This is a genomic window from Novosphingobium ovatum, from assembly GCF_009909235.1.
In the GTDB taxonomy this organism is placed as follows: domain Bacteria; phylum Pseudomonadota; class Alphaproteobacteria; order Sphingomonadales; family Sphingomonadaceae; genus Novosphingobium; species Novosphingobium ovatum.
In genome coordinates this window covers 1-20669 of record NZ_JAAAPO010000006.1, presented here as the reverse complement: position 1 = coordinate 20669, position 20669 = coordinate 1, and the positions used below count along the sequence as shown (strand labels likewise).

Sequence of the window (20669 nt, the reverse complement as noted above, 5' to 3'; positions counted from 1 at the left end):
CGGCGCCTTACCCAATCTCCAACCGGGGCAGTGCCCGCACGATTTTCATGGTTTCCAGGCTAACCGTGACCACGCGCTGGAACAGTTTGAGCGGGTAGGCCGGGTCGCCCATGGTTTCGTTGGCGTAGGCGTTCGCGTCCCAAGTGATGCCGCTGGCCTTGTCCACCTTCACGCCCTGGCGCTCCATCACCCATTCCAAGGCTGGCTTGCCGTTGACCACGTAGTCGTAGGCCTCCAGCGGAATGCCGGTGATGGTGATGTTGGCGTTGTAGATCACCGTGCCCTTGTCCTGGGCGGGGCGCTTGCCGCCAAACTTCATTTTCTCCACGCGGTAGAACGCCACGGGGTCCGGGATTGTGGCCAGCCGCAGGTCGCCCTGGGCGATGTTCACGGGGAACGGCTCCACCGCGTCATAGTCACAGTGCAGGTCGGCCAGGCGCCGCCCAGCATCCACAAAGGCGCGGAAGTCCTCATAGCGCTTCACCGCCGGGATGCGGGGGAGCTGCTTGGAGAGGTTGTCCGCGAAGCGCTCCCGGTATTCCTCGGAATGGAGCAAACCGTAGGTGTAGTAGAACAGGTCGTCCTTGGTGATGGCCTCACCCGGATAGGCGGCCTGGAAATGCGCCAGCCCGGCATCGGTGATAGCATCCCGGCGGCCACCTTGAGCGGCTGGCGCAGCGGCAAACAGCCCGCCCTGAGCCTCATCACCAGCCGGTTCCGGGGCGGTGTCGTAGAGGTAGCGGGGGAAGCATTGACCACCGTGGACTAAGTGCAAATCAGGCAGAGCATTCGCCATAATAACAGAAAACGCCCGATCTTCTCCCTTGTTGGGGAGGCTGATAACCTTATTATCATGCTCCAATCCCATCGGGAAAATTTTGGGCATTTGATAGAGAATGTTATTCATGTCTCGGTTGTAATAGACATATTGCTTGCTGAAAGGCCTGTATATTCCGTGAGTGATCCCGCTTTCATCGAATGAAAACTCGCACCCTTTCGCCAAGTCGCCTTTCAGCCAATAACTCCAGCTAATCTTCGTGGGGTCTGTATTAATGAAGCCGTTCACCTCTTGCTCCCGGAGCTTGCGGTTGCTCCTGGGGATGGCTTCATCAAATCGAGCTAATTCAGCGTTGTAAAAATTTATCATTGAGCGCATATTTTTATTCACTACGGCACGGCTGCTATTATAGCACCAAGCATCGCGCCCCGTTTCAATGCCTCTTGAATAGTTATCAAATATCGCTGTGCTATTCTTGCTATCTTTATCACCCATAGGGATAAAGGCATCGAAGGATTTATCGCGCTGCCCGAGCCAATCCCCATGCTCATCAGGGGTAATTTCCTGCCACTGGCCAGCCTTCGATATGCCGCCGATACTGCCAAAGCGGCGAACGATGGCTAGCTTTTGCTCCCGGGTCAGATAATCGCCAATATCATGGAAGTGGATTTGCCCGCGCGCTTTCGCGTCAGGGTTCTTTACCAGCAAGGTAATCGCTACCGGGGTGCGGCTCCCGCTGCCAAAAATCTTACCGCCTTCGCGCCGGGATGTTTCGCCTGAAGTGCGTTGATTACCACGAAGGTGCAAAACATGGATGTTTGCAAACTCATCTACCAGGCACTGACGGAGCCCGTCAGCCGCAGTGCCCTCTAGCCAGCCTGCATTTGAAACGTAGGCCACTACACCGGCGTCTCCGATGCGATCACTGGCCCAGCGGATGGCACGGATGTAACTGTCGTAGAGGCTACGGGGGTTGCCTGTTGAACGCGCTGCATAAGTCTCTCGAATGCGGCCGTCCAACGCCGGGTATGCCACATTGGCAGCATTATCGTTGGCGCTGCCCTGGCCCACCGAATACGGCGGGTTGCCGATGATCACGCGCACGGGCAGCGCCTTTTGACGGGTGCGCCGGTTGCTGTTCTCGGGCATCAGGTGGGCGATAAGGTCCTTTTCCTGCTCATAGAGCTGGAACGTGTCGGTCAGGCAGATGCCGTCAAAGGCCTGGTATTCGCCGCCCACGGCGCCGTGGTATGCGGCCTCAATGTTGATGGCCGCGATGTAGTAGGCCAGCAAGACAATCTCGTTGGCGTGGATTTCGCTGGCGAACTTGCGGGGCAGCTCCTCGGGCTTGATCAAGCCCGATTGGATGAGCCGGGTGATGAAAGTGCCGGTGCCCGTGAAGGGGTCCAGGATATGCACGCCCTCGCTGCCCAGCGTCTGGCCGAATTCGGACTGCAACAGCTCGTTCACGGAATGGAGGATGAAGTCCACCACCTCCACGGGGGTGTAAACGATGCCCAGCCGCTCGGTCATCTTGGGGAAGGCGTTGCGGAAAAACTTGTCATAGAGCTCAACGATGATGCGCTGCTTGGCGTCATCCTCCTTGATGCCAGCCGCGCGGCGGCGCACGCTCTTGTAGAAGTCCTCCAGGCTGGCGGCTTCCTTGTCGATATTGTGGGCGTTCAAGGCCTCCAGCACCGCCTGCATGGCGCGCGACACGGGATTGGCCTCGGCAAAGCTGTAGCCCTGGAACAGCGCGTCAAACACCGGCTTGGTGATGAGGTGCTGGGCCAACATTTCGATGGCCTCCACCTCGGTCACACTCTCGTTGAGGTCGTCCCGAATTTCCGCCAGGAAGCCGTCAAACGCCGCGCGCTCGGGCGTGTCGGGCTTGGCCACAAGGCCAGTGATGCGGTTGATATGGGTCTGGGCGATCTTGGCAATGTCGCCCGCCCAGTTCTCCCAATAGTCCCGGCGGCCGCATTTGCGCACGATTTTGGCCATGATGGCCTTGGAAAATTCATCGAAGGCAAAGGCGGTCTGGAATTCGGGCGCCGCCTGGGGCTTGCTGTCGCCATCGGAACGCTCGCCCTCATCGCGGCTGGCACCACCCTGGCCGATGCCTATGCTGGCCTTTTCCGCCTTCTTGCGGGTGGGGAGCTTGTCGCTGACGGCGATGACCTCAATGTGGTCGCTCACGTCCACGCCCAGGTCCGCACGGTTGATCACCGCATCAAAGCGCTCGTCATGGGACCGCAGCGCGTTGAGGATTTGCCACACCACCTTGTAGCGCTCGTTGTCGTTTAGCGCCTCCTCCGGCGTCATGCCAGCCGGGACGCCGATGGGCAGGATGACATAGCCCATATGCTTGCCCTCGGCCCGGCGCATCACGCGGCCCACCGACTGCACAACGTCAATCTGGCTCTTGCGGGGGTGCATGAACAGGATGGCGTCCAGCGCGGGCACGTCCACGCCCTCGGAAAGGCAGCGGGCGTTGCTGAGGATGCGGCACGCTTCCTGGTCATCCTCCTTGAGCCAGTCCAGGTGGAAATTGCGTTCCTTGGCGCCCATGGTGCCGTCAACGTGGTGGAGGTCGCAGGTCAGCGGGTCGGTATCGCCCAGCGCGGCCTGGCCTTCATCGGAAGCCAGATATTCGCTGACCACGGCCTGAAATTCGGTGCGGATGAGCTTGGAGGCGGCAATGTCCTTGCAGAAGGCCAGAGCCCGGCGCATCGGCTGGCCATCGCCCGCCAGCTCCTCCTTGAGGCCGGATTTGATCAGGGCCTTGTAGCAGCCGATAATCTTGGTGGCGTCGTCTAGCTTGAGTTCGCTACCACCGTCCGCCAGGCGGTTTTGCACGCCGCTGCTCACCATGGCCTCATCCACGGCCAGCACCAGCACCTTGTAATCGGTGAGGAGGCCATTCTCCACCGCCCAGCCAAAGCCGCGCGTAAACAGCGTTTTGCCGTAAAGCGCCTCATCATCCATGGATGCCAATTCGGCAGAGGCCTCGTTGGCCTTGGCCTTCACCGCATCCCCGAACACGCGGGGCGTGGCGGTCATGTAGATGCGCTTACGGCCCGCGATGAAGTCCTGGTTGTGGATTTTGACGAAGTTGCTTTCGTCCTCACCTGCCAATGTGGCACCCGTTGTCCGGTGGGCCTCATCGCAAATGATCAGGTCAAATTCCGGGAAGCCGTGGAGCTTCTGGGCGTCGCTGATGACCTGGATGGACTGGTAGGTGGAAAACACCACGGTCATGCGGTCCGGCGCCGGGTGCCCCGCGCGGCTGGCCAGCTTCACCGCGTTGGTGGTGGCCGGGTAATCCAGGTCATGGAGCTCCACCTCCATCACGTCATCGGCATTGCGGCGGCGCTTGCCCACCTGAGCGTCCGAACAGACGGCAAAGGATCGCAGCGGGGTGGCGCTGTCTATGGTCCATTCGCGGATGGTCTGGCTCATCAGCGCCAGCGAGGGCACCAGCACCAGCGCCACGCCACCCGCGCCCACCATGGCCTCAGCGATCTTGAGGCCGGTGAAGGTCTTGCCGGTGCCGCAAGCCATGATGAGCTTGCCCCGGTCCGCCTCGGCCAGCCCGTCACGCACGGCGGCTAGCGCTTGCTCCTGGTGGGGGCGCAACTGCTTGGGGGCAGCAACCTTCACTTCATCGCGCTGGAACCACGCGGCCCAATCCAGCGGGCTATCCTCCAGCCGGTCCAGGCCCAGGGTGGTCACGTTGAGGTCATCGAACAGCGCGGTGGCGTTGGCGGTGAAATCCATGCCGGTGGTTTCGATGATGAGGCCGCGCGAAAACCACTTCATGCCGCAGGCGCTGAGGAACTTGTCTAGCTCGCCCTTGGGGATGCTTCGCCCCTCCGCGTAGAATTTGCACTGAATGGCGCAGAAGTTGTCCTCGCCCCTGATCTTGGCCACAGCGTCCACGCCAATGTCATTGGCCGCCACGCCATGCGCCTTGGCCCAATCGGTATAGAGCCAAGCGTCCTCATACTCCTGCCCCATACCGGGATCGTGTTTGATGAAGGCCACAGCCAGCCGCTCAAAATAATTGCCCTTCTCGCGTTCGGTGCGGGAAGCTTCCCGGAATTGCGCAAGAAGCTGGCGAAGCGGCGTGGTCATCAAGGCCCCCAAAACAAACATTCATTCCCGCCAGCAACGAAACACGTTCGAGATGGCGAATTGCAGTCCTGAGGCTGGGCACGGGAAAAATCAACCGCTTGGGGAAAACTGCTTTTCCTCGCGCGCGTGCGCGAAGTGTTCTGCCTAACAGGAGATTTGGGAGAGTTGTTACGCCAAAAACCCCGAAAATCGGCCATTTTATAAATTCTCGTAGCGGATAACGAACTGGTTATCGGCACATTTTCAGGTTGGGGAAAACGGCCCTTCCAAAGGTGAAGGGGCGGATAGGGTGAGGTATTCCTTTTTATCACCCTTGATGTGGGGGAGGAAATCAAAAATGACAACACTATCCCCCCCTGTGATCATTCAATTGACAAGGCCTTCCACTTTCAAGGCGAGGCCCGTGTAATATTTTTGCCCATTTGATCTTTGCTTGCCAAACCCACGAGCCTTGAGACTGTCAGCAAATGCCCGCGTGTCGCCTGGTGCAAATCCAACCTTTTGGGCATAAGCAGCCCAACTCTGGAAAAGCGGGTCGGGCTTCCCCCGTGCAGTGACAGCCAATTCACATTTTTCAGTGAGCCACTGGCCAAAAATGTCTTGGGTCTCGAAATACTCTTCGGATGCCAGTCGTACGGATTGTGGCGGGTTAAGCCCCTCACGCTGCCACTCAAGCGCCCCTTCGATGCACCATGCCAAAATTTGAGGAAGCTCCGCCTGGAGTTTCTCCTCCAATTTCGGGTCAGGCGCGTTTGGCTTCACCAAAAATGGGACGATAAACAGGCGGCGGCGCATAGCGTCATCGGCATTGCGCAAACGCGGAGGGTGGTTGCCCGCAATGATCAATTTGAACTGAGGCGGGAAAGTGAAGTTGTCTTGGCGCATGAAACGCGCGGTGATGGGATCGCCGCCGGTCAACGCCTTGAGGCGCGCCTCGGCCCAGAACTTTCCGCTTTCCGTTTCGCTGGCCGTTACAAGGCGGGGTCCTTGCAGCATCGCAAGATCGGTTGTGTGGCGGTCTTGGCTGGTGGCCATGAAGGTTTCCATGGTCGCGGTGGCGGCATAACTTGCCAACATTTTGGTCAGCACATTCAAGACAGTGGATTTGCCGTTACCGCCTGGCCCAAGGAAAAACAGAAGTGCGTGTTCCCGTGTGGAGCCGGTAAGCACGTAGCCGAAAAAGCGTTTGAGAAAGCAAACGAGTTCGGTGTCGCCAGGGAACAGTTCCGCCAGGACCCGCAGCCAAAGCAGCGGAAGCCCCGGAGCGGGCACCACCGATGTGGTTTTGGTAATCATGTGCTCAGGGCTGGCCGGAAGAAGCTCCCCAGTGCGCAAATCCACAGCCCCACCAGGAACACCAAGGAGCATGGGGCTCCTATCCCAAACGTCCGAGGTCACGGCAAACACAGGGTCGGCCCGCAGGAGTTTTTCGACGCCCTCCGCAGTAGAAGCCTTGCCAAGCAAGCGCTTCCCCCGCCCCATGGCTCGGCAGGCCAAACGGGCGCGATGGAATGCCCCCCTGCGATCATCCCGCACCCAATGGCTCAAAGGATCATAAACGAACCACTTGCCACGCTGATGGTCGAATTTCATGCCACCCGCATATTCAGCTTTGAATGCCTCAGCGATGGCATCCTCGCTGACCTCCGCATCCACTGAACTGCTAAGGACGGGAAGGGCTTCGCCGATGAGCCCATGGTTAGCCGGGGCCGCCAAATGCCCATGAAGAGGCCGCGCCCGCGCCCCAACCACACTGATCGCGTGCGAAATGGTCCGGTGCAGGTAGTCAGGACGTTCATCCCACTTCTCCCGCAACAACGCGCTTTCGCGCATAAAGCGTTCAATGCGCGGCAGATCGCTACCGCACCAATAAGCCAAATGACAAGCAAGCGCCGCATCGGCACTGGAGCGGTCATACGGGTCATAGCCGTTCTGGCTAGGAAAGGCCTTCGCTAAAGCGTCAGCATCGGCCACCCACAACGCCGCAAACGGCGCCTTGTTGCCGAAGGTGCTGGCGGCAGATCGTGAGCAGAGCATAGTTTCCAGCAACAATGCGTCGTCCGGGGCGACGCCTTTATCTTCTAGGCCCCAATCCGCCTGAACGTGTTGAGTGGACGCCGGAATAAAAAGAGCTGCGATGATCTTGGCCAAAGTGTTACTCACGTCCACGCCCCCAAGGGTGCCCATGCTCCGGTCATCCGTGAACGCTACGAAGCGGTCCTTGTGATACAATTCCAAGCCAAGGTCCGTATTCTTGCAGGCGTGCTCTGGGATGACAGATGCCCACCCAAAAATGTGCAGTCCGCGACCGCTCTGGCTCACCTCAATGGCGGCTTGCCCATCCCAGACGTTGACCAATTTTTGCGCGATGATGGAAAGCTCGCCAGTCACCGGGTCCCGGCAGTTATCTAGGTCGAGGAAAAAGAGCCCGTCACCCTGAACAAAACAAAACCCCATCCGATCCCCGCTACGCCGAGCGGCAGCTTCCGCCTCATCGTATGAGCACCAGGCGGAAGGGTCGTTAGCCCCACAAGGCTGACCCGTGCGAGGGTTGATAGGGATTTTGCGCGGCTTGCCGGGGCGGTGCGCGTCTTGCACAAGGCGCCAGTTAATCCAGCGCGGAAAGCGGGCGAGCGGTGCCATGGATGGGGAGAGAGGCATCAGCAGCCTCCCTTCTGGTCGAAGGCAATGAATTCGCCGCACCAACTAGCAGCATTGGTCAGGGGCAAGCCATCGGTCGGCGGATAGCGCCTGCAATAACCGAAGCCTTTCGTTTGCTCGCTATAGAAAATGCAAGCTGCACACACTGCTTGCCTGCCGAACTGCGGTGCAGTAATCTGAGCCTTGAGATTGCCGGGAAGCTTCTCAAGGCCCTCGCTGCCAAAGGTGGCGGGGGTCTGATTATTCATGGCTCAGGCCGCCTCCTCGCTGGTGGAATGGATCAGGCGGGAGGCAACCCAAGCGTCCAGGTCATCGCGGCGATAACGGACGGGGCCGCGTTTGCCGGGGGAGAGCTTGGCATATTGCGGGCCATTGCCGGTCAGGCGCAGGCGCTCCAGGGTGGGACAGGACAGGCCGAGATACTCCGCCGCGCCAGCCGTATCGAGAATGTGAGGGGTCATAACGCTACCTCCAAATGGTTGGTAGCCGTCATATGTACTCACATTTTTGGCGGTGGCGACAAGTCTGTGGGACCCCCAAATGGGCCAAAATCGGGTCTAGTGCCCATCAAGCCCCAAAAACCGTTCAATGGCCCACATTTGGATAACCTTGTGCTTTGGTTTGTCTGCCCACGTAGCTCGCAGGGCCATGATCGCAGTGTCGGAGCAAGCCTGACCGGTTAGCTCCTTCATGACATAGGGCAGGTCATACCCGCTAAAAGTCCCGTCTTTGATAAGGCTTTCTGCAAAATTTATCATCTTGGTATAGCGTATTTGCAGAAGGCTCTTTCCAATTCCATATTCCTTTGCAACATCCGTCACAGCGAGAGAGGAGGAATTTCTGAGCTTCGCAATTGCTTTATTTGCCTCAATCCACCGCTCTATCCAAGCATTATGGGATTTTTCAGAATACCGACGAACCGTTGTCCGAAATATGGGTTTGCGCGAATATGCTGCATGGAGACGCGAAAGGGCGACAATAGGAGTTTCGCCGTCGCCAAAGTAGCCTGGGAGGTCCTCAGCATAAGCGATCCAATATCGGTTGTCAGTCCCAGCTTGCGTGATGACCTCAATGGTTATGGGGGCCAAAGGGTTGCCGAAGCTGTCCAATTCCGAGGGGCTTAGGCGCCTGCAATTTTCGGTGTCAGCAGATTCCGGGCGCGTCTCAACTCGGAATTGGAACTTCATTGGTCGGATACCTTCAGCGCTTGATCAACCCGCGTCAAAAGCCACACGCAGCTTAGTGCCGGTGGCGGCGGCGAATTTCTGCAAGGTGCGTACAGATGGTAGCATTCGCCCGCTTTCCAGGCGCGCGACATAGCTTTGCTTGGCGCCCATGCGTTCGGCCAACTGGGCCTGGGTAAGGCCAGCCGCCGTGCGCGCCTGGATGAAGGTCTGCGCCATGACAAATTCATCCTCCAGCGCGGCAAATTCCCGCTGGAACTCGGGGTCTTTCGCCCAGCCCTGGCGCAAATCGGCCAGCGATTGCGGGTTAGCCTTGGTCATCGGTCCATGCCTCCATGCGCCGCAGCGCGGTTTCAATCTCGGAGCGCGGGGTCTTTTGCGTCTTTTTGGCAAACACGCGGGCGATGATGACCCGCTTGCCGCTGGCGGTGAAATAGATGGCGCGGGCAATGCCATCGCGCCCGGTCATCCGCATTTCCCACAGCTTGCCTTCCAGATGCTTCACATATGGTTCGCGCATGGCGGGCAGGCCATTGGCTTCGATCAGCCGCACAATGCGCTCAAACCGCGCGGCAATGTCGATAGGCATGGCGGCAAGTTCGGCTAACGCCTCGCTTACTGCCTCAATGGTCCAGCCTGTCATCTTTTGCACCTTATCACTTTTTAGTTATATTTGCAACGGCCAGCCGCCGCCATCCATACCGCTCAGGCTGATTGCTTCGCGCTGGTGATTGCCACCACCTTGCCCGCCTCTGCCTCGGCTGGCGTCAGGATGGCCGCCACGTGACGAGCCCAGGCCTCCAGGGCGCTCCGCTTCTCATCCGCCCAGTCGTGCCGCTGGTAGATGCCCGCCACGCCGGACCGGGCGCCGGACACGTGGTTCAACACCGCCTCCGTGACCTCGAAGCGCACCCCCAACCGCTGCAACCCAGTGGCCAACGTGCGGCGCAAATCATGCACCCGCCATGCCTCCAGCTCGCCAGCCGCGCCACGGACTTTGAGCACCTCAGCGTCCAGCGCCTTGCGCGCCTGGGAAAAGCAACTCAGCGGCGCGGTGCCTTTGATGGAAATGACCGGACCTGCCTTGGGCCACCGTTTGGCGTCAGGGTCCGGCGTCTTGGCTGCAACGTGGCGGTCCAGCGCCAGCCGGTCCAGCTCCTCCATGACCGCTGGGCTGAGCGGCACGATATGGGCCACGGCGTTTTTGGCCTTGTCGGCTGGGATGACCCATGTTGCCGTGGCGCGGTCCACCTGCGCCCAGGTCATGCCCGCAACCTCCTCGCGGCGCTGCCCAGTCAGGATCAACAGCCGGTAAAAGGCACCCAGTGGCTCCCGCAACACCTTCGCGGCCTTCCACACCGTGGCCAGTTCATCATCCGTCAACACCCGGTCACGGGCCTTGGGCACTTTGGGCTTGGCCATGCTGGGCACGGGGTTGTCGGCAATGTCGCCACGCTCCAGCGCCCAGCGCCACAGAATGGAGGCATAGGCGAACACCTGTTGGCGGGTGGCCTTCTGCTTGGTGGGGATGGCGTCCAGTGCGGCTTGCAGGTCCGCCTTGGTGATGTGCGGCATGGGCTTACCGGCGAGCTTGGGGGTGAGGTACTTCCTCACCGAAACCTTGGCCTGCCCAACGCTGGTAGCGCGGTGGTCAATTTCATATTCCTTAAGCCACCGTTCGGCCAGTTTCTCAAAGACCAAATCGCTTTCCAGCTTGGCCTTCTCCTCAGCCTGGCGCTTGGCCTCGGCCTTTGCTGCAATCTTGTCGCGGGCCTCTTGCTGAGGGTCGGTCCCGAGCTTGACGATGGCCGCCAGTTCAATGGCGCGGGTGCGCGCCTGGTCCGGCGTCATGGCCCCATGCTTGCCGATATTCATCCGCCGGGCAGGCATCGCCCGCGCCGCGCCTGGGTTGGCCATGCGGTACTGGAACACATAAACCTTGCCACCCGATGGCGTCACTTTGAGACCGAAGCCGGGCACCTTGGTGTCCCAAATGAATATGTCCCCGCTGCCTGGCTTGGCAGCGTCAACGGTGCGCTTGGTGATGGGGGCGGTGGGCATGATGGGGTGGGCCTTGGCGTGCTTACTAGTAAGCACATAGTAAGCACCAGTAAGCAAAACAGCAAGGGTTTGTGATGGCTCGTGATTGCAAATATGCCATATTGGCATACACTTAGCAAATCTGGCGCAAGGCGCTTTGGGCTATTTTCTATAATTCGTAATGATGGGGTCACGTGTTCGAGTCACGTAAGCGGCACCACCTTCTCCCAAGTGGTTGAGAGGGTAGGGAAATCCCAGAAAGTAAGGGTTTGCTGCCGTTGGTTGCTACAATCGTAGCACTATGGAGCCCCCTATGCGTATCCGGGTGAACCCCATGGCGTGTACGACTTGCGCCGTGCCATCACCAAGTCGGATCAGGCGTTCTGGCGCGGCCTTACTGGCAAGGTAAAGCGGGAGTGGAGCAAGTCGCTGCGCACCACGCACAGTAAGGCTGCTGACCTCCGTTGGTCTTGTCCCCCGTCAAGACCTACTGCCCCGCCATGGCCACAGGGTCGGTCGGGAATGGGGGCGTTCCCTGATGCGGGGCGAGGCGCGTGGCTGCTATCAGGGCGGGGATGCGTCATGTCTTTCCCTTGGCCGGGCTGCGGCTGTTGCTGCCCGCGATTGTGCCGTCATGGCGCTTTTTCGATGGCGTCAGCGCCAGCCCACGGGTGGAATACGCGTTAAGCCATGGGGCCGATGATCCAGCGCCCGTCTGGCATCCCTTTCGTCCGCGCGCGGCGGTGGTACCATGGTGGCGGATGCTGCTGCGCCTGTTCTGGAACGCCTCGTGGAACGAGGGGTTGTATCTGGTCAGCCTGGCCGAGCGGCTGCTGCAAGGGGCCGACGCCCGCACCATCGATCACAGCCAGCGCGAATTGTTCCTGCGCGTGGCGCGCGATCTGCACCGCCATGGACGGATCGAGGGCGCGGACCATCTGCGCATCCGCATCCGGTTGAAACAGCGCGGGCAGGGGGAGCAGGTTGACAGCACGCTGGCCTATCTCTCGGCGGCGCAACCCTTGGCAGAGTGGATCGTGCCATGATCGGGCTGGAGGCGGCCTCGCGGTTGACCACGGCGATGATGGCCGCCGCGTTCTTCCAGCAAAGTCTGGAGCATCTGCGCCCCGCCGCCCGCCGGGCCGAGCGCGCGCTGTTTGCGCCGCGCCTGTGCCTGTCGGCGCTGTTGCTGATGGTTTGCGTGGGGGGGGCGTTCTGGGGCCTGACGCCACAGGTGTTGACGGCGTTGCTGGTGGTCAACCATCTGGCGATCCTGCCGTTTTTCAATGGGCCATATAATGGCGGGGCTGACCGGATGGGTCTGTTGATCCTGGTGTGCGTGACGGCGGCCTATTACCTGCCGCGCGTGGCCGATCAGGAGCTGGCGTTCGGCTATCTGGGGATGCAGCTGGTGCTGTGTTATTTCATGTCCGGCTGGGTCAAGGTGGTGAACCCGGCGTGGCGCAGCGGGCGGGCGCTGCGTGATGTGTTCCTGTTCTCGGCCTATCCGGTGGGAGGCAATCTGCGCGGCTGGGCCAATCGCCCCCGGTTGCTATGGGTGATGGGCTGGGCGGTGATGGGGTTCGAACTGGCCTTTCCGCTGGCGTTTGTGTGGCGGCCAACACTGATCGCGGGGCTGGTGGTGGCGGGGCTGTTCCATGCGGCCAATGCCTGCCTGTTCGGGTTGAACCGGTTTTTCTGGATCTGGATCTGCGCCTATCCGGCGATCCTGTGGTTGCAGGACCGGTTGTTTTAGGCCGGGGTTGCTGGGCGATTGACAGGCCTATAAACCAAAACTATCATTCTAAATAGATTTCGTAACTGCATGGGAGAGGCCATCCATGGCCCAGAGGAATGTGCCCCAAGACCGAGCGTGCCGGGTTGACCGGCGCGGCTTTGGCGTGGCGGGGGTGGCGGCGTTGATCGGGCTGAGCGGGACGGCGCGGGCCGCCGCCCTGCGCGCACAGGCCGCCGATGCCGCGCAGATGATGGCGCTGGTGGATGGGCGTGTGGGCGATGCCGCTGGCTTTGCCGCGCTGATGCGGCGCGACTGGATCGAAACCTTGCGGTTTGATGGCGATGTCACCGATGTCTGGCAGGCCCGCCTGCGCCCCTATTGGGACGGACAGAACCGCTGGCTGATGGGCGTGTCGCGGCCCGATGCGCTGTTTTGTCTGGACATTCTGGCGCGCGATGCGGGTTATCGGCTGGTGCATGACGTGCCCTATCGCGCCGATATGGCGATCCCCGCGCCGCTGCCCACGGGTTTGGTGCACCCCGCGCATTTGCCCGGCGCCGATCACGCGCCCCGTTTCTGGATCATCACCCACAGGAGCCTTTTGGCATGAGCCTGATCCCGCAGGGCGTGTCGCCCGCCGATTTCGCCGCCGCTTTGGCCAGTTTCACCACAGTGGTGGGGGCAGATTGGGTGTTCACCAGCGATGACGATGTGGGCCTGTACCGCGACGCCTATTCCCCCGCCTGGGACGAGCCGCAGGAGCGCCGCCCCAGCGCCGCGCTAGCCCCCGCCAGTGTCGAGGAAGTGCAGGCGATCATGCGCATCGCCAATCAGTACCGCATCCCGGTCTATCCGATCTCCACGGGCAAGAATCTGGGCTATGGCGGGTCGGCGCCCACGCTGACCGGCGCGGTGGTGATCGACCTGAAACGCATGAACCGCGTCATCGCGGTGGATGACAAACGGCACTTTGCCATTGTCGAACCGGGCGTGTCCTATTTCGACCTGTACGCCCATATCCAGGAACGCGGGCTGAAGGTGTGGATTGATGTTCCCGGCCCCGGCTGGGGCAGTCCGGTCGGCAATGCGCTGGACCATGGGCTGGGCGATACATGGGGCATTTATCGCAACCATTTTTCCGCCCATTGCGGGATGGAGGTGGTGCTGGCCGATGGCACGCTGATGCGCACCGGCATGGGGGCACTGCCCGGATCGGACACATGGGCCGAATATCCCTATGGCGTGGGTGCCAGCGTGGATGGCCTGTTCGCGCAAAGCAATTTTGGCATCGTCACGAAAATGGGCTTTTGGCTGATGCCTCAGCCCGAGGCGTGGTGCACCGGCGCGATCACCGTGCCCAAACGCGCCGACATTGGCCCGCTGATCGACTTTGTGAACGAGATCGAGCATCAGGGCCATTGCGGCGAACCGTTCTATTCCAGCCCTTTGGCGGCCGAGCAGGGATCGCCCGAATGGCAGGCGCTGAACGCTGGCGGCGTGTTCCCGTCAGAGGAGGCGCTGGACGCCTTTGGCGCGGCCAAGGGCAAGCCGTGGTGGCATGTGCGGCTGCATTTCTATGGCCCGGCAGAGGTGGTGCGCGCCCAATGGGCCGCCGTCAAACGCATGGCCGCCGCCCGCATCCCCGGCGCGGCGTTCGAGGATGGCGAGTTTTCGCCCACCCCATTGCCGCCCGCGCTGGCGCAAAAATATGACCCGGTGCATTTCGGCATCCCGACGCTGGGGACGTTCGCGTTGACGGCGCGGTCTGATCGCAATCCCAACGGATCGGACGGGCATCTGTTCTTCAGCCCGGTGATCCCCAAATCGGGCGCGGCGCTGTTGCGGTTTCAGCGGGTGATGCATCAGGCCTTTCGCGACATGGGCGAGCCGCCCCGCATCGGCCCCTTTACCACGCCCAACACATGGATGTTCCACAGCTTTGTCGTGGTGGTGGTGTTTCTGGTCAACCGCGCGGACAAGGCGGTGAACCAGCGGTTGCGCAAGGTGTTCGCGCAATTGATCACCGTGGCGGCCCAGCATGGCTGGGGCGAATATCGCACCGGGCCGCTGTTTCAGGATGCGGTGGCGGCCACCTACAGCTTTGGCGACCATGCGTTGATGCGCTTTCAGGAAAAGCTGAAGGATGCGGCCGACCCCAATGGCATCATCGCGGCGGGACGCTATGGCCTATGGCCCAAGCATCTGCGGGAGCAGCGGGCATGAAGCGGTTGATCCTGATCGCGGGCCTGGTGGCCACCGCGCCCGCCCAAGCCGCGCCCGCCAAACCCGCGCCGCAACTGGTGGCTGATGGTCTGCGGCTCTATACCTATCACTGCGCGCCCTGCCATGGCGAAGGGCCGGGCCACCCCGGCACCGCCGCCCTGCAGCGCAAATATGATGGGCAAATGCCCGCGCTGTTGGCGGATCGGCGGGATCTGGATGGCGACATGCTGCGTTATTTCATCCGCAACGGGGTGAACGCCATGCCCTATTTCCGCAAGACCGAGATCAGCGACGCCCAGATCGCCGCCATCGCCGCCTATTTGGCGCGGCCCCGGAAATAGGCGCGGCCCAACGCCGATGCCTTGACGCCCAAACGGCCGCGCGGGGTTTGCCCCCACGCGGCCGTTCGCGTTTACGCCGATGTCGCGGATCAGCGCGCGTCGGCGATGATCAGTTCGGCCGCGCGCGCGGCCATGGCCATGGCCGGGCCATTGGTATTGCCCGACACCGGGGCCGGCATGATCGAGCAATCGACCACGCGCAGCCCATCGACCCCATGCACACGGCAGCGCGCATCGGTGACCGAGTTGGTTGCATCGGTGCCCATCGCGCAGGTGCCCATGCCATGCAGGCCCGGTTCGACCATCTGGCGCACGGCTTCCAGCACGTCGGAATCGTCCTGCGTGGCGTTGCCCGGCACGCGTTCATTGCCCACATACATCGAGAGCGCCTGCGCCCCGGCAAAGCGGCGCAGCAGGTGGAACAGCTCGACCGACTTTTCCTGATCATAGGGATCGGTCCAGATCGCCGGATCCACCAGCGGCGCGTCGCGGAAATTGGGCGAGGTGAGCGTGACGGTGCCACGGCTGCGCGGGCGCAGGTGATAGGCCGAGAAGGTGATGCCCGGACGGTCGCTGATCGGGCTGCCGGGCTTGGTGGTCATTTCCTGCACGGTGCGCATGGCAAAGGCGGCCGCCGCGATCTGGAAATCGGGCCAGTTGGGCTCAACGCCCTTGCTGGACACCAGGCCGGTGATCGGCAGGCCAACGCGCGCCAGCGGGCCGGAATGCGTCAGAAAATAGCGCAAGGCGTTGACATACAGCCGCGCACCGATGAATTCGCGGTTGGTGCCGGGGTTGTTGTGCAGGTCGAACGAGATGCCCATCTTGTTGTGATCGGACAGGTTCTGACCCACGCGCGCCAGATCGCGCTGCACCGTGATGCCCAATGCTTGCAAAGCCGCGCCCGGCCCCACGCCCGACAGTTGCAGCAATTGCGGCGAACCGAACACGCCCGCTGACAGGATCACCTCGCCGCGCGTGGCGATGGTCAGTTCCTGTCCGCCGCGTTCCACCACAACGCCGGTGGCGCGGCCATTGTCGATGGCGATGCGCTTCACCGCGGTGTGGGTCATGATCGACAGGTTGGCGCGGTTGCGGATGGGGGCGACAAACGCTTCATAGGCCGAATGGCGCTGGCCACCCCGGCTGACGGTATATTGCGTGCGCGATGCCATCGGCAATTGCGTGGTGGTGACGTCATCGGCCCAAGGCGCGCCCACCTCTGCGGCGGCGGCGGCAATGGCGTCGAACACCGGCCCCTTGTAGGTCGAGGCGGTGATCTGCAATTCGCCATCGCGGCCACGGCCCTCATGGGCGCCAGCGCCGTGATAGCTTTCGATCTGCTGGAAACAGCGGCCGATCTCGTCCCAGCCCCAGCCCGTCAGGCCCAGCGAGGCCAGATGGTCATAATCGGCCGGGACGCCGCGCATGTACCACATGCCATTGACCGCCGACGACCCGCCCAGACCACGGCCATAGGCCTGCATTTCCTTGCGGCGGCCGGGCTGCTGCTTGACCGGGAACACGCGGAAATAGTCCGGCTTGCCCATGATCTTCACAAAGCCGCCAGCCATCTTGATAAAGGGGCTCTGGTTGTCGCCACCATCCTCGATCAGGCAGACCCGCGTGGCCGGATCAGCGCTCAGGCGATTGGCCAGCACGCAGCCGGCAGAGCCCGCGCCGATGATGATATAGTCGAAAGTGTCGGTCATTGGCCTTGCATCCTGCCCACGCACAAGAGTAGAACTGTTGTTCTGGTTTCTTAAGCACGGGGCTTGACCGTCTGTCAAGTTATAATTAGAAGCATGGTTCTATTCGAACATGCTGGAAAGGGATGCCATGTTGCCTGTTGAACGCGTGATTGCCGAGGAGGGGTTGGTTGCCACCCCGCGCGGCGCTCGGTTGGGGATGCGCCTGACCTGGTATCGCTCGCTGCCGTTTTCGACCGTGGAAGTGGCCTCGGTGGCGATCGATGGCGCGCCTGTGGATCTGAGCGACGCGGTGGTGGAATATGACGACCAAAGCTGGCCGCTGGCCGAGATGGGCGAGCAGACCAACAGCTTTTGGTTCATCCGCGATTCGGCCTTTCTGGTGCTGCCGCAGGTGCAATTGACGCCGGGCGACGCCCACGAGGTGACCTTGGTGCTGAACGTGAACCCGCCCTACATCCCCGGCATGAAGCGGGTGAACCCGCAAACCGCCACGTTGACCGTCGGTTGAGCCGATCAGGGAGAGATGACAATGACCGCCGTTACCGGCCCCCAAGTGGGCGTTACCCTGTATTCCTTTACCAACGAATGGTTGACGCGCCAGTTTGATCTGGACAGCCTGATGCGCGAAGTGGCCAAGCGCAACCTTGGCCCCAATATCGAGATCATCGGCTTTCAGAGCTTCAAGGAATTCCCCGATGTGTCGGACGAATTTGCCGATCACTTCAAGGCGCTGATTGCCGAAACCGGGCTGAACCCGGTGTCCTGCGCGATCAACTCGGACCGCTTCCTCAAGCCCGGCCAGCAGCCGATCGATGATGCCACGCTGGTCGAATACCACAAGCGTCAGCTGCGCAGCGCCAAGAAGCTGGGCTTTTCGCTGGCCCGTTCGCAGTTTGCCTGCCCGCCCAACCTGCTGCCCGAACTGGCCGATTATCTGGAAGAGATCGACATGCGCATGGGTGTCGAGGTCCACGCCCCGATGTGGGCGGGCCACCCGGCCGTGGTCGAATATGGCGAGATGTATGACAAGATCAACTCGCCGCGTCTGGGCTGGATCCCCGATTTTGGCGGCACCGCCCGCGCCATCCCGCCCAGCCTGCTGGACGCGGCCCGTGCGGCTGGCACGCCCGAAGCGCTGATCGAGATCACCAAGGAGATCTGGGCTGGCGACGAGGCCTCCTATGTCAAGGCGGGCAAGCTGCGCGCCGTGGCCGAGAAGGAAGGGTTCGCGCCGCTGCATGTGCAGGCCTGCACGCTGGCCTTCTTCATCCTGTCGAACAATGATCCGCAAAGCTGGGCCGCGCTGGTCGACCGCACCATCCACATCCATGGCAAGTTCTATGGCGTGAACGATGCGGGCGTCGAGGAAGCCATCCCCTATGAGGAGATCCTGCCGCTGTTCCGCGATGGCGGGTTCACCGGCACGCTGGTGTCAGAATGGGAAGGCCACGCCTATTGCCAGGTCGACGCCTTTGAACAGGTGCGCCGCCATCAGGCGATGTGCCGCCGCATTTTCGCGGGCGCATAAGCCGGTTTTTGGGGAGGGCCGTTCGCGGCCTTCCCCTTACTCCGCGCGCAAATAGGCCAGAATCATCCGGCTCAATTCGCGCTTCAACACATCCCAGTTGACCCCCAGCCCGGTTTCGCCATGCGACCCCAGGCTGAGCTGGCGCGCCAGCGTGGCAAAGATGATCTGGAACGCCGAATGGGCGCGGATCTGTGTGTCGCGCTGATCGCCAAATTCGCGGACATAGCGCAAGATGGTGGCGGTGGCCTGGTTTTGCGCATGGATCGCCACCTGCTTGCCCAGACTGGCCACCAATTCGTCATTTTCCGCGCGCAGCATCGTCAGGCGCAGCAATGGGGCATGCACCCGCAGCACCTCGGCATATTCATCGACATAGGCGGGGATGAAACTGCCCAGCGACGTGCAGGCCACCGCCAGCCGCGACATCAGCCCGATTTCGGCGTCCGACAGGTCCTGCAAGGCCTGCGCCAGCACGGCGCGCACCAGATTGTCCTTGCTTTCAAACCGCAGATAGATCGACCCGATCGACACCTCGCCCTGCTTGCCCACCTCTTGCAGGGTAAAGTCCTCATTGCCACGCTCCAGCATCAATTCGCGCGCGGCGGTCACCATCCGCTCCAGCGAGGCGCGGCTGCGGCCCTGTTGCGGCACGCGGCTGACAGCGCTGACGATATCGATGAACGAGGGCGGCTCGGCCGGGGCAAAGGTCGCGTCAGTCATGCCGATGGGTCACCTGTGGAATCAGAATAAGAATAATAGGGGGCGATGATTCTTGTCCCATAGCGGCAATGGCGCGCGCCGCGCAATGCGCATTTGCAGCAGGCTGCGCATCATGCGCGCAAACGCAACAAGGCCCCGCCGGCACAGCGCCAACGGGGCCTGTCATGACGGCGATGGTGTGGCCGTTCAGGCGGCGGCGCGCCGCCCGCCAATGATCAGCACGACCAGCGCCAATCCCACGCCCACCGCGCCTGTGGTGACAAAGGCGTGCTGCATCGTGCCCACGCCTTGGGCCACATGGCCAACGATGATCGGCGAAATCGCCTGACCCAGAAAGAACGCGCTGGTCCACACCCCCATGCCGCGCCCGCGATGGGCAAAGGCAAAGCGGGTTTGCGACCAGGCGATCAGCGCGGGCACGGCCATGCCCGCCCCCATCTGTTGCAGCGTCAGCGCGATTTGCGCCTGCAACACGGTGTGGGCCGCGCCCATGCCCGCCAGACCCGCGCCCAACAGCGTCAGGAACATCGCGATCTGCACCGCGCTGCTATAACGGGATGCGAATTTGAACAGCATTGATCCGGGCAGGATGAACAGGCTGGGGATAAGCGTGGCGGTGCTGATCGCCATTGGATCGCTCAGCCCCAGTTCCTGCCACACCATGCTGCCGTTCACGATGAACACATAATACAGCACCGATGCGCTCAGCGTCATGCCCCCGACGATGGCCGCCGTACCCCATGGAAAGGCGGGGCCAGTGGCGTTCATATTGCTATCATTGACAACAAAATCCCGTGCGTCGGGCTTGGCCGGTTCGAACAGCCAGACATACATCGCGGCAAAGATCGGCAGCGCCGCCAGATAGACCAGAAAGCCCCCGTTCCAGCGCACCGCCGCCACCGCCGCCACCATGACAAACACCGCCGGTTGAAAGGCTGGGCCAATCAAACCTTGCAACATCAGCCAGTTACGACGTTTCCCGTCATCCCAATAGTCGGCGATCAGCGTGTTGACCGTGGTCAGAATACCCGCTTCGCACACCCCCAGCAAAATGCGCGAGGCGATGATAGAGTCCAGATTTTCCATGAAAAACGGGGCGGTCCCGACGATGCCATAGAAAAAGGTGCAGGCCAGCAACATCCGGCGCCGACCAAACCGATCCACCACCGCGCCAACAAAAGGCGCAAGTAAAGCAATGGCATAGCCTGGGGCAGTGACCATCGCCGGGACCTTGATCGCGGCATCGGGATCGTCCTTGAAATGGGTGATGATCGCGCCCACCACCGGAAACATGGCAATGATCGCAAATACCGGCAGGAACGCCGCGATGATCATCGTAAAACCCTGTGGTTTCAACGTCAAAGACTGATAAAACTGTTTCGCAAAGCGCATACCTGCTCCCATCGATGGACCTTGCCGACCCATTCCCGCTTGACGGACTTGTGTCTATCAAACTAAAATTCTGATTACAAACTAAACCGGTGGGAGGTAGCCTTGCGACGTTTACGGATGGGGATGATTGGCGGCGGTCCGGGTGCATTTATTGGCCCGGTGCACCGGATTGCGGCGGAACTGGACCGCGAGATCGAGCTGGTGGCGGGGGCTTT

General features: G+C 61.4%; 18 protein-coding genes. 7 read left to right on the top strand and 11 right to left on the bottom strand.

Features of this window, described 5'->3' with window-relative positions; all coding sequences use genetic code 11:
• Positions 1-7: 7 nt before the first annotated feature.
• From GTZ99_RS14445 to GTZ99_RS14410, 8 genes are all read right to left on the bottom strand, one after another.
• A complete protein-coding gene (locus tag GTZ99_RS14445) occupies positions 8-4915 on the bottom strand; it encodes a DEAD/DEAH box helicase (RefSeq protein ID WP_161720129.1) in 4908 nt (1635 codons plus the stop codon).
• A 366-nt stretch (positions 4916-5281) separates the two neighbouring features.
• Positions 5282-7558, bottom strand: a complete 2277-nt coding sequence (locus GTZ99_RS14440; RefSeq protein WP_161720128.1) for a phage/plasmid primase, P4 family — start codon at positions 7556-7558, stop codon at positions 5282-5284.
• A 17-nt stretch (positions 7559-7575) separates the two neighbouring features.
• Positions 7576-7824 (bottom strand): high-potential iron-sulfur protein, encoded by a 249-nt coding sequence (locus tag GTZ99_RS14435; protein ID WP_161720126.1) that lies wholly within the window; start codon positions 7822-7824, stop codon positions 7576-7578.
• A 3-nt stretch (positions 7825-7827) separates the two neighbouring features.
• On the bottom strand, positions 7828-8037 hold the full coding sequence (locus GTZ99_RS14430) for a helix-turn-helix transcriptional regulator (protein WP_161720124.1): 210 nt from the start codon (positions 8035-8037) through the stop codon (positions 7828-7830).
• A gap of 96 nt (positions 8038-8133) precedes the next feature.
• Positions 8134-8763 carry a hypothetical protein gene (locus GTZ99_RS14425; protein ID WP_161720122.1) on the bottom strand — a complete coding sequence of 210 codons (630 nt, stop codon included), beginning with the start codon at positions 8761-8763 and terminating at the stop codon, positions 8134-8136.
• A gap of 24 nt (positions 8764-8787) precedes the next feature.
• Positions 8788-9081 carry a helix-turn-helix domain-containing protein gene (locus GTZ99_RS14420; protein WP_161720120.1) on the bottom strand — a complete coding sequence of 98 codons (294 nt, stop codon included), beginning with the start codon at positions 9079-9081 and terminating at the stop codon, positions 8788-8790.
• Complete coding sequence (locus GTZ99_RS14415; protein ID WP_161720118.1) at positions 9068-9403, bottom strand: type II toxin-antitoxin system RelE/ParE family toxin; 336 nt, start codon at positions 9401-9403, stop codon at positions 9068-9070. The genes GTZ99_RS14420 and GTZ99_RS14415 overlap by 14 nt, the downstream gene beginning before the upstream one ends.
• A gap of 62 nt (positions 9404-9465) precedes the next feature.
• Positions 9466-10821, bottom strand: a complete 1356-nt coding sequence (locus GTZ99_RS14410; RefSeq protein WP_161720116.1) for a tyrosine-type recombinase/integrase — start codon at positions 10819-10821, stop codon at positions 9466-9468.
• Between the two features lie 533 nt (positions 10822-11354).
• Between GTZ99_RS14410 and GTZ99_RS14405 the strand changes: the two genes are divergently transcribed.
• The 5 genes from GTZ99_RS14405 to GTZ99_RS14385 all read left to right on the top strand — a co-directional run bounded on the left by GTZ99_RS14405 (position 11355) and on the right by GTZ99_RS14385 (position 15102).
• Positions 11355-11846 (top strand): hypothetical protein, encoded by a 492-nt coding sequence (locus GTZ99_RS14405; RefSeq protein ID WP_161720114.1) that lies wholly within the window; start codon positions 11355-11357, stop codon positions 11844-11846.
• Positions 11831-12556 carry an HTTM domain-containing protein gene (locus tag GTZ99_RS17070; RefSeq protein WP_320076690.1) on the top strand — a complete coding sequence of 242 codons (726 nt, stop codon included), beginning with the start codon at positions 11831-11833 and terminating at the stop codon, positions 12554-12556. The genes GTZ99_RS14405 and GTZ99_RS17070 overlap by 16 nt, the downstream gene beginning before the upstream one ends.
• An 85-nt stretch (positions 12557-12641) precedes the next feature.
• The gene (locus GTZ99_RS14395) at positions 12642-13148 is read left to right on the top strand and encodes a hypothetical protein (RefSeq protein ID WP_161720112.1); all 507 of its coding nucleotides are present in this window, start codon (positions 12642-12644) and stop codon (positions 13146-13148) included.
• Positions 13145-14761: an FAD-binding oxidoreductase gene (locus GTZ99_RS14390; RefSeq protein WP_161720110.1), complete on the top strand. Its 1617-nt coding sequence runs from the start codon at positions 13145-13147 to the stop codon at positions 14759-14761. The genes GTZ99_RS14395 and GTZ99_RS14390 overlap by 4 nt, the downstream gene beginning before the upstream one ends.
• Positions 14758-15102: a c-type cytochrome gene (locus GTZ99_RS14385; protein WP_161720108.1), complete on the top strand. Its 345-nt coding sequence runs from the start codon at positions 14758-14760 to the stop codon at positions 15100-15102. Before GTZ99_RS14390 ends, GTZ99_RS14385 begins: the two co-directional genes overlap by 4 nt.
• 89 nt (positions 15103-15191) lie before the next feature.
• On the opposite strand, the gene GTZ99_RS14380 is transcribed toward GTZ99_RS14385, so the two are convergent.
• On the bottom strand, positions 15192-16814 hold the full coding sequence (locus GTZ99_RS14380) for a GMC family oxidoreductase (protein ID WP_161720106.1): 1623 nt from the start codon (positions 16812-16814) through the stop codon (positions 15192-15194).
• Positions 16815-16941: 127 nt separating this feature from the next.
• Between GTZ99_RS14380 and GTZ99_RS14375 the strand changes: the two genes are divergently transcribed.
• Together GTZ99_RS14375 and GTZ99_RS14370 are read left to right on the top strand one after the other, a co-directional pair.
• Positions 16942-17322: a C-glycoside deglycosidase beta subunit domain-containing protein gene (locus tag GTZ99_RS14375; RefSeq protein WP_161720104.1), complete on the top strand. Its 381-nt coding sequence runs from the start codon at positions 16942-16944 to the stop codon at positions 17320-17322.
• A gap of 21 nt (positions 17323-17343) precedes the next feature.
• Positions 17344-18342: a sugar phosphate isomerase/epimerase family protein gene (locus GTZ99_RS14370; RefSeq protein WP_161720102.1), complete on the top strand. Its 999-nt coding sequence runs from the start codon at positions 17344-17346 to the stop codon at positions 18340-18342.
• A gap of 36 nt (positions 18343-18378) precedes the next feature.
• Here the strand turns inward: GTZ99_RS14370 and GTZ99_RS14365 are convergent, their stop codons facing one another.
• Positions 18379-19062, bottom strand: a complete 684-nt coding sequence (locus tag GTZ99_RS14365; RefSeq protein ID WP_161720100.1) for a TetR/AcrR family transcriptional regulator — start codon at positions 19060-19062, stop codon at positions 18379-18381.
• Between the two features lie 186 nt (positions 19063-19248).
• Positions 19249-20397, bottom strand: coding sequence for an MFS transporter (locus GTZ99_RS14360; RefSeq protein WP_227711384.1), 1149 nt, complete (start codon positions 20395-20397; stop codon positions 19249-19251).
• Positions 20398-20669: the final 272 nt, after the last annotated feature.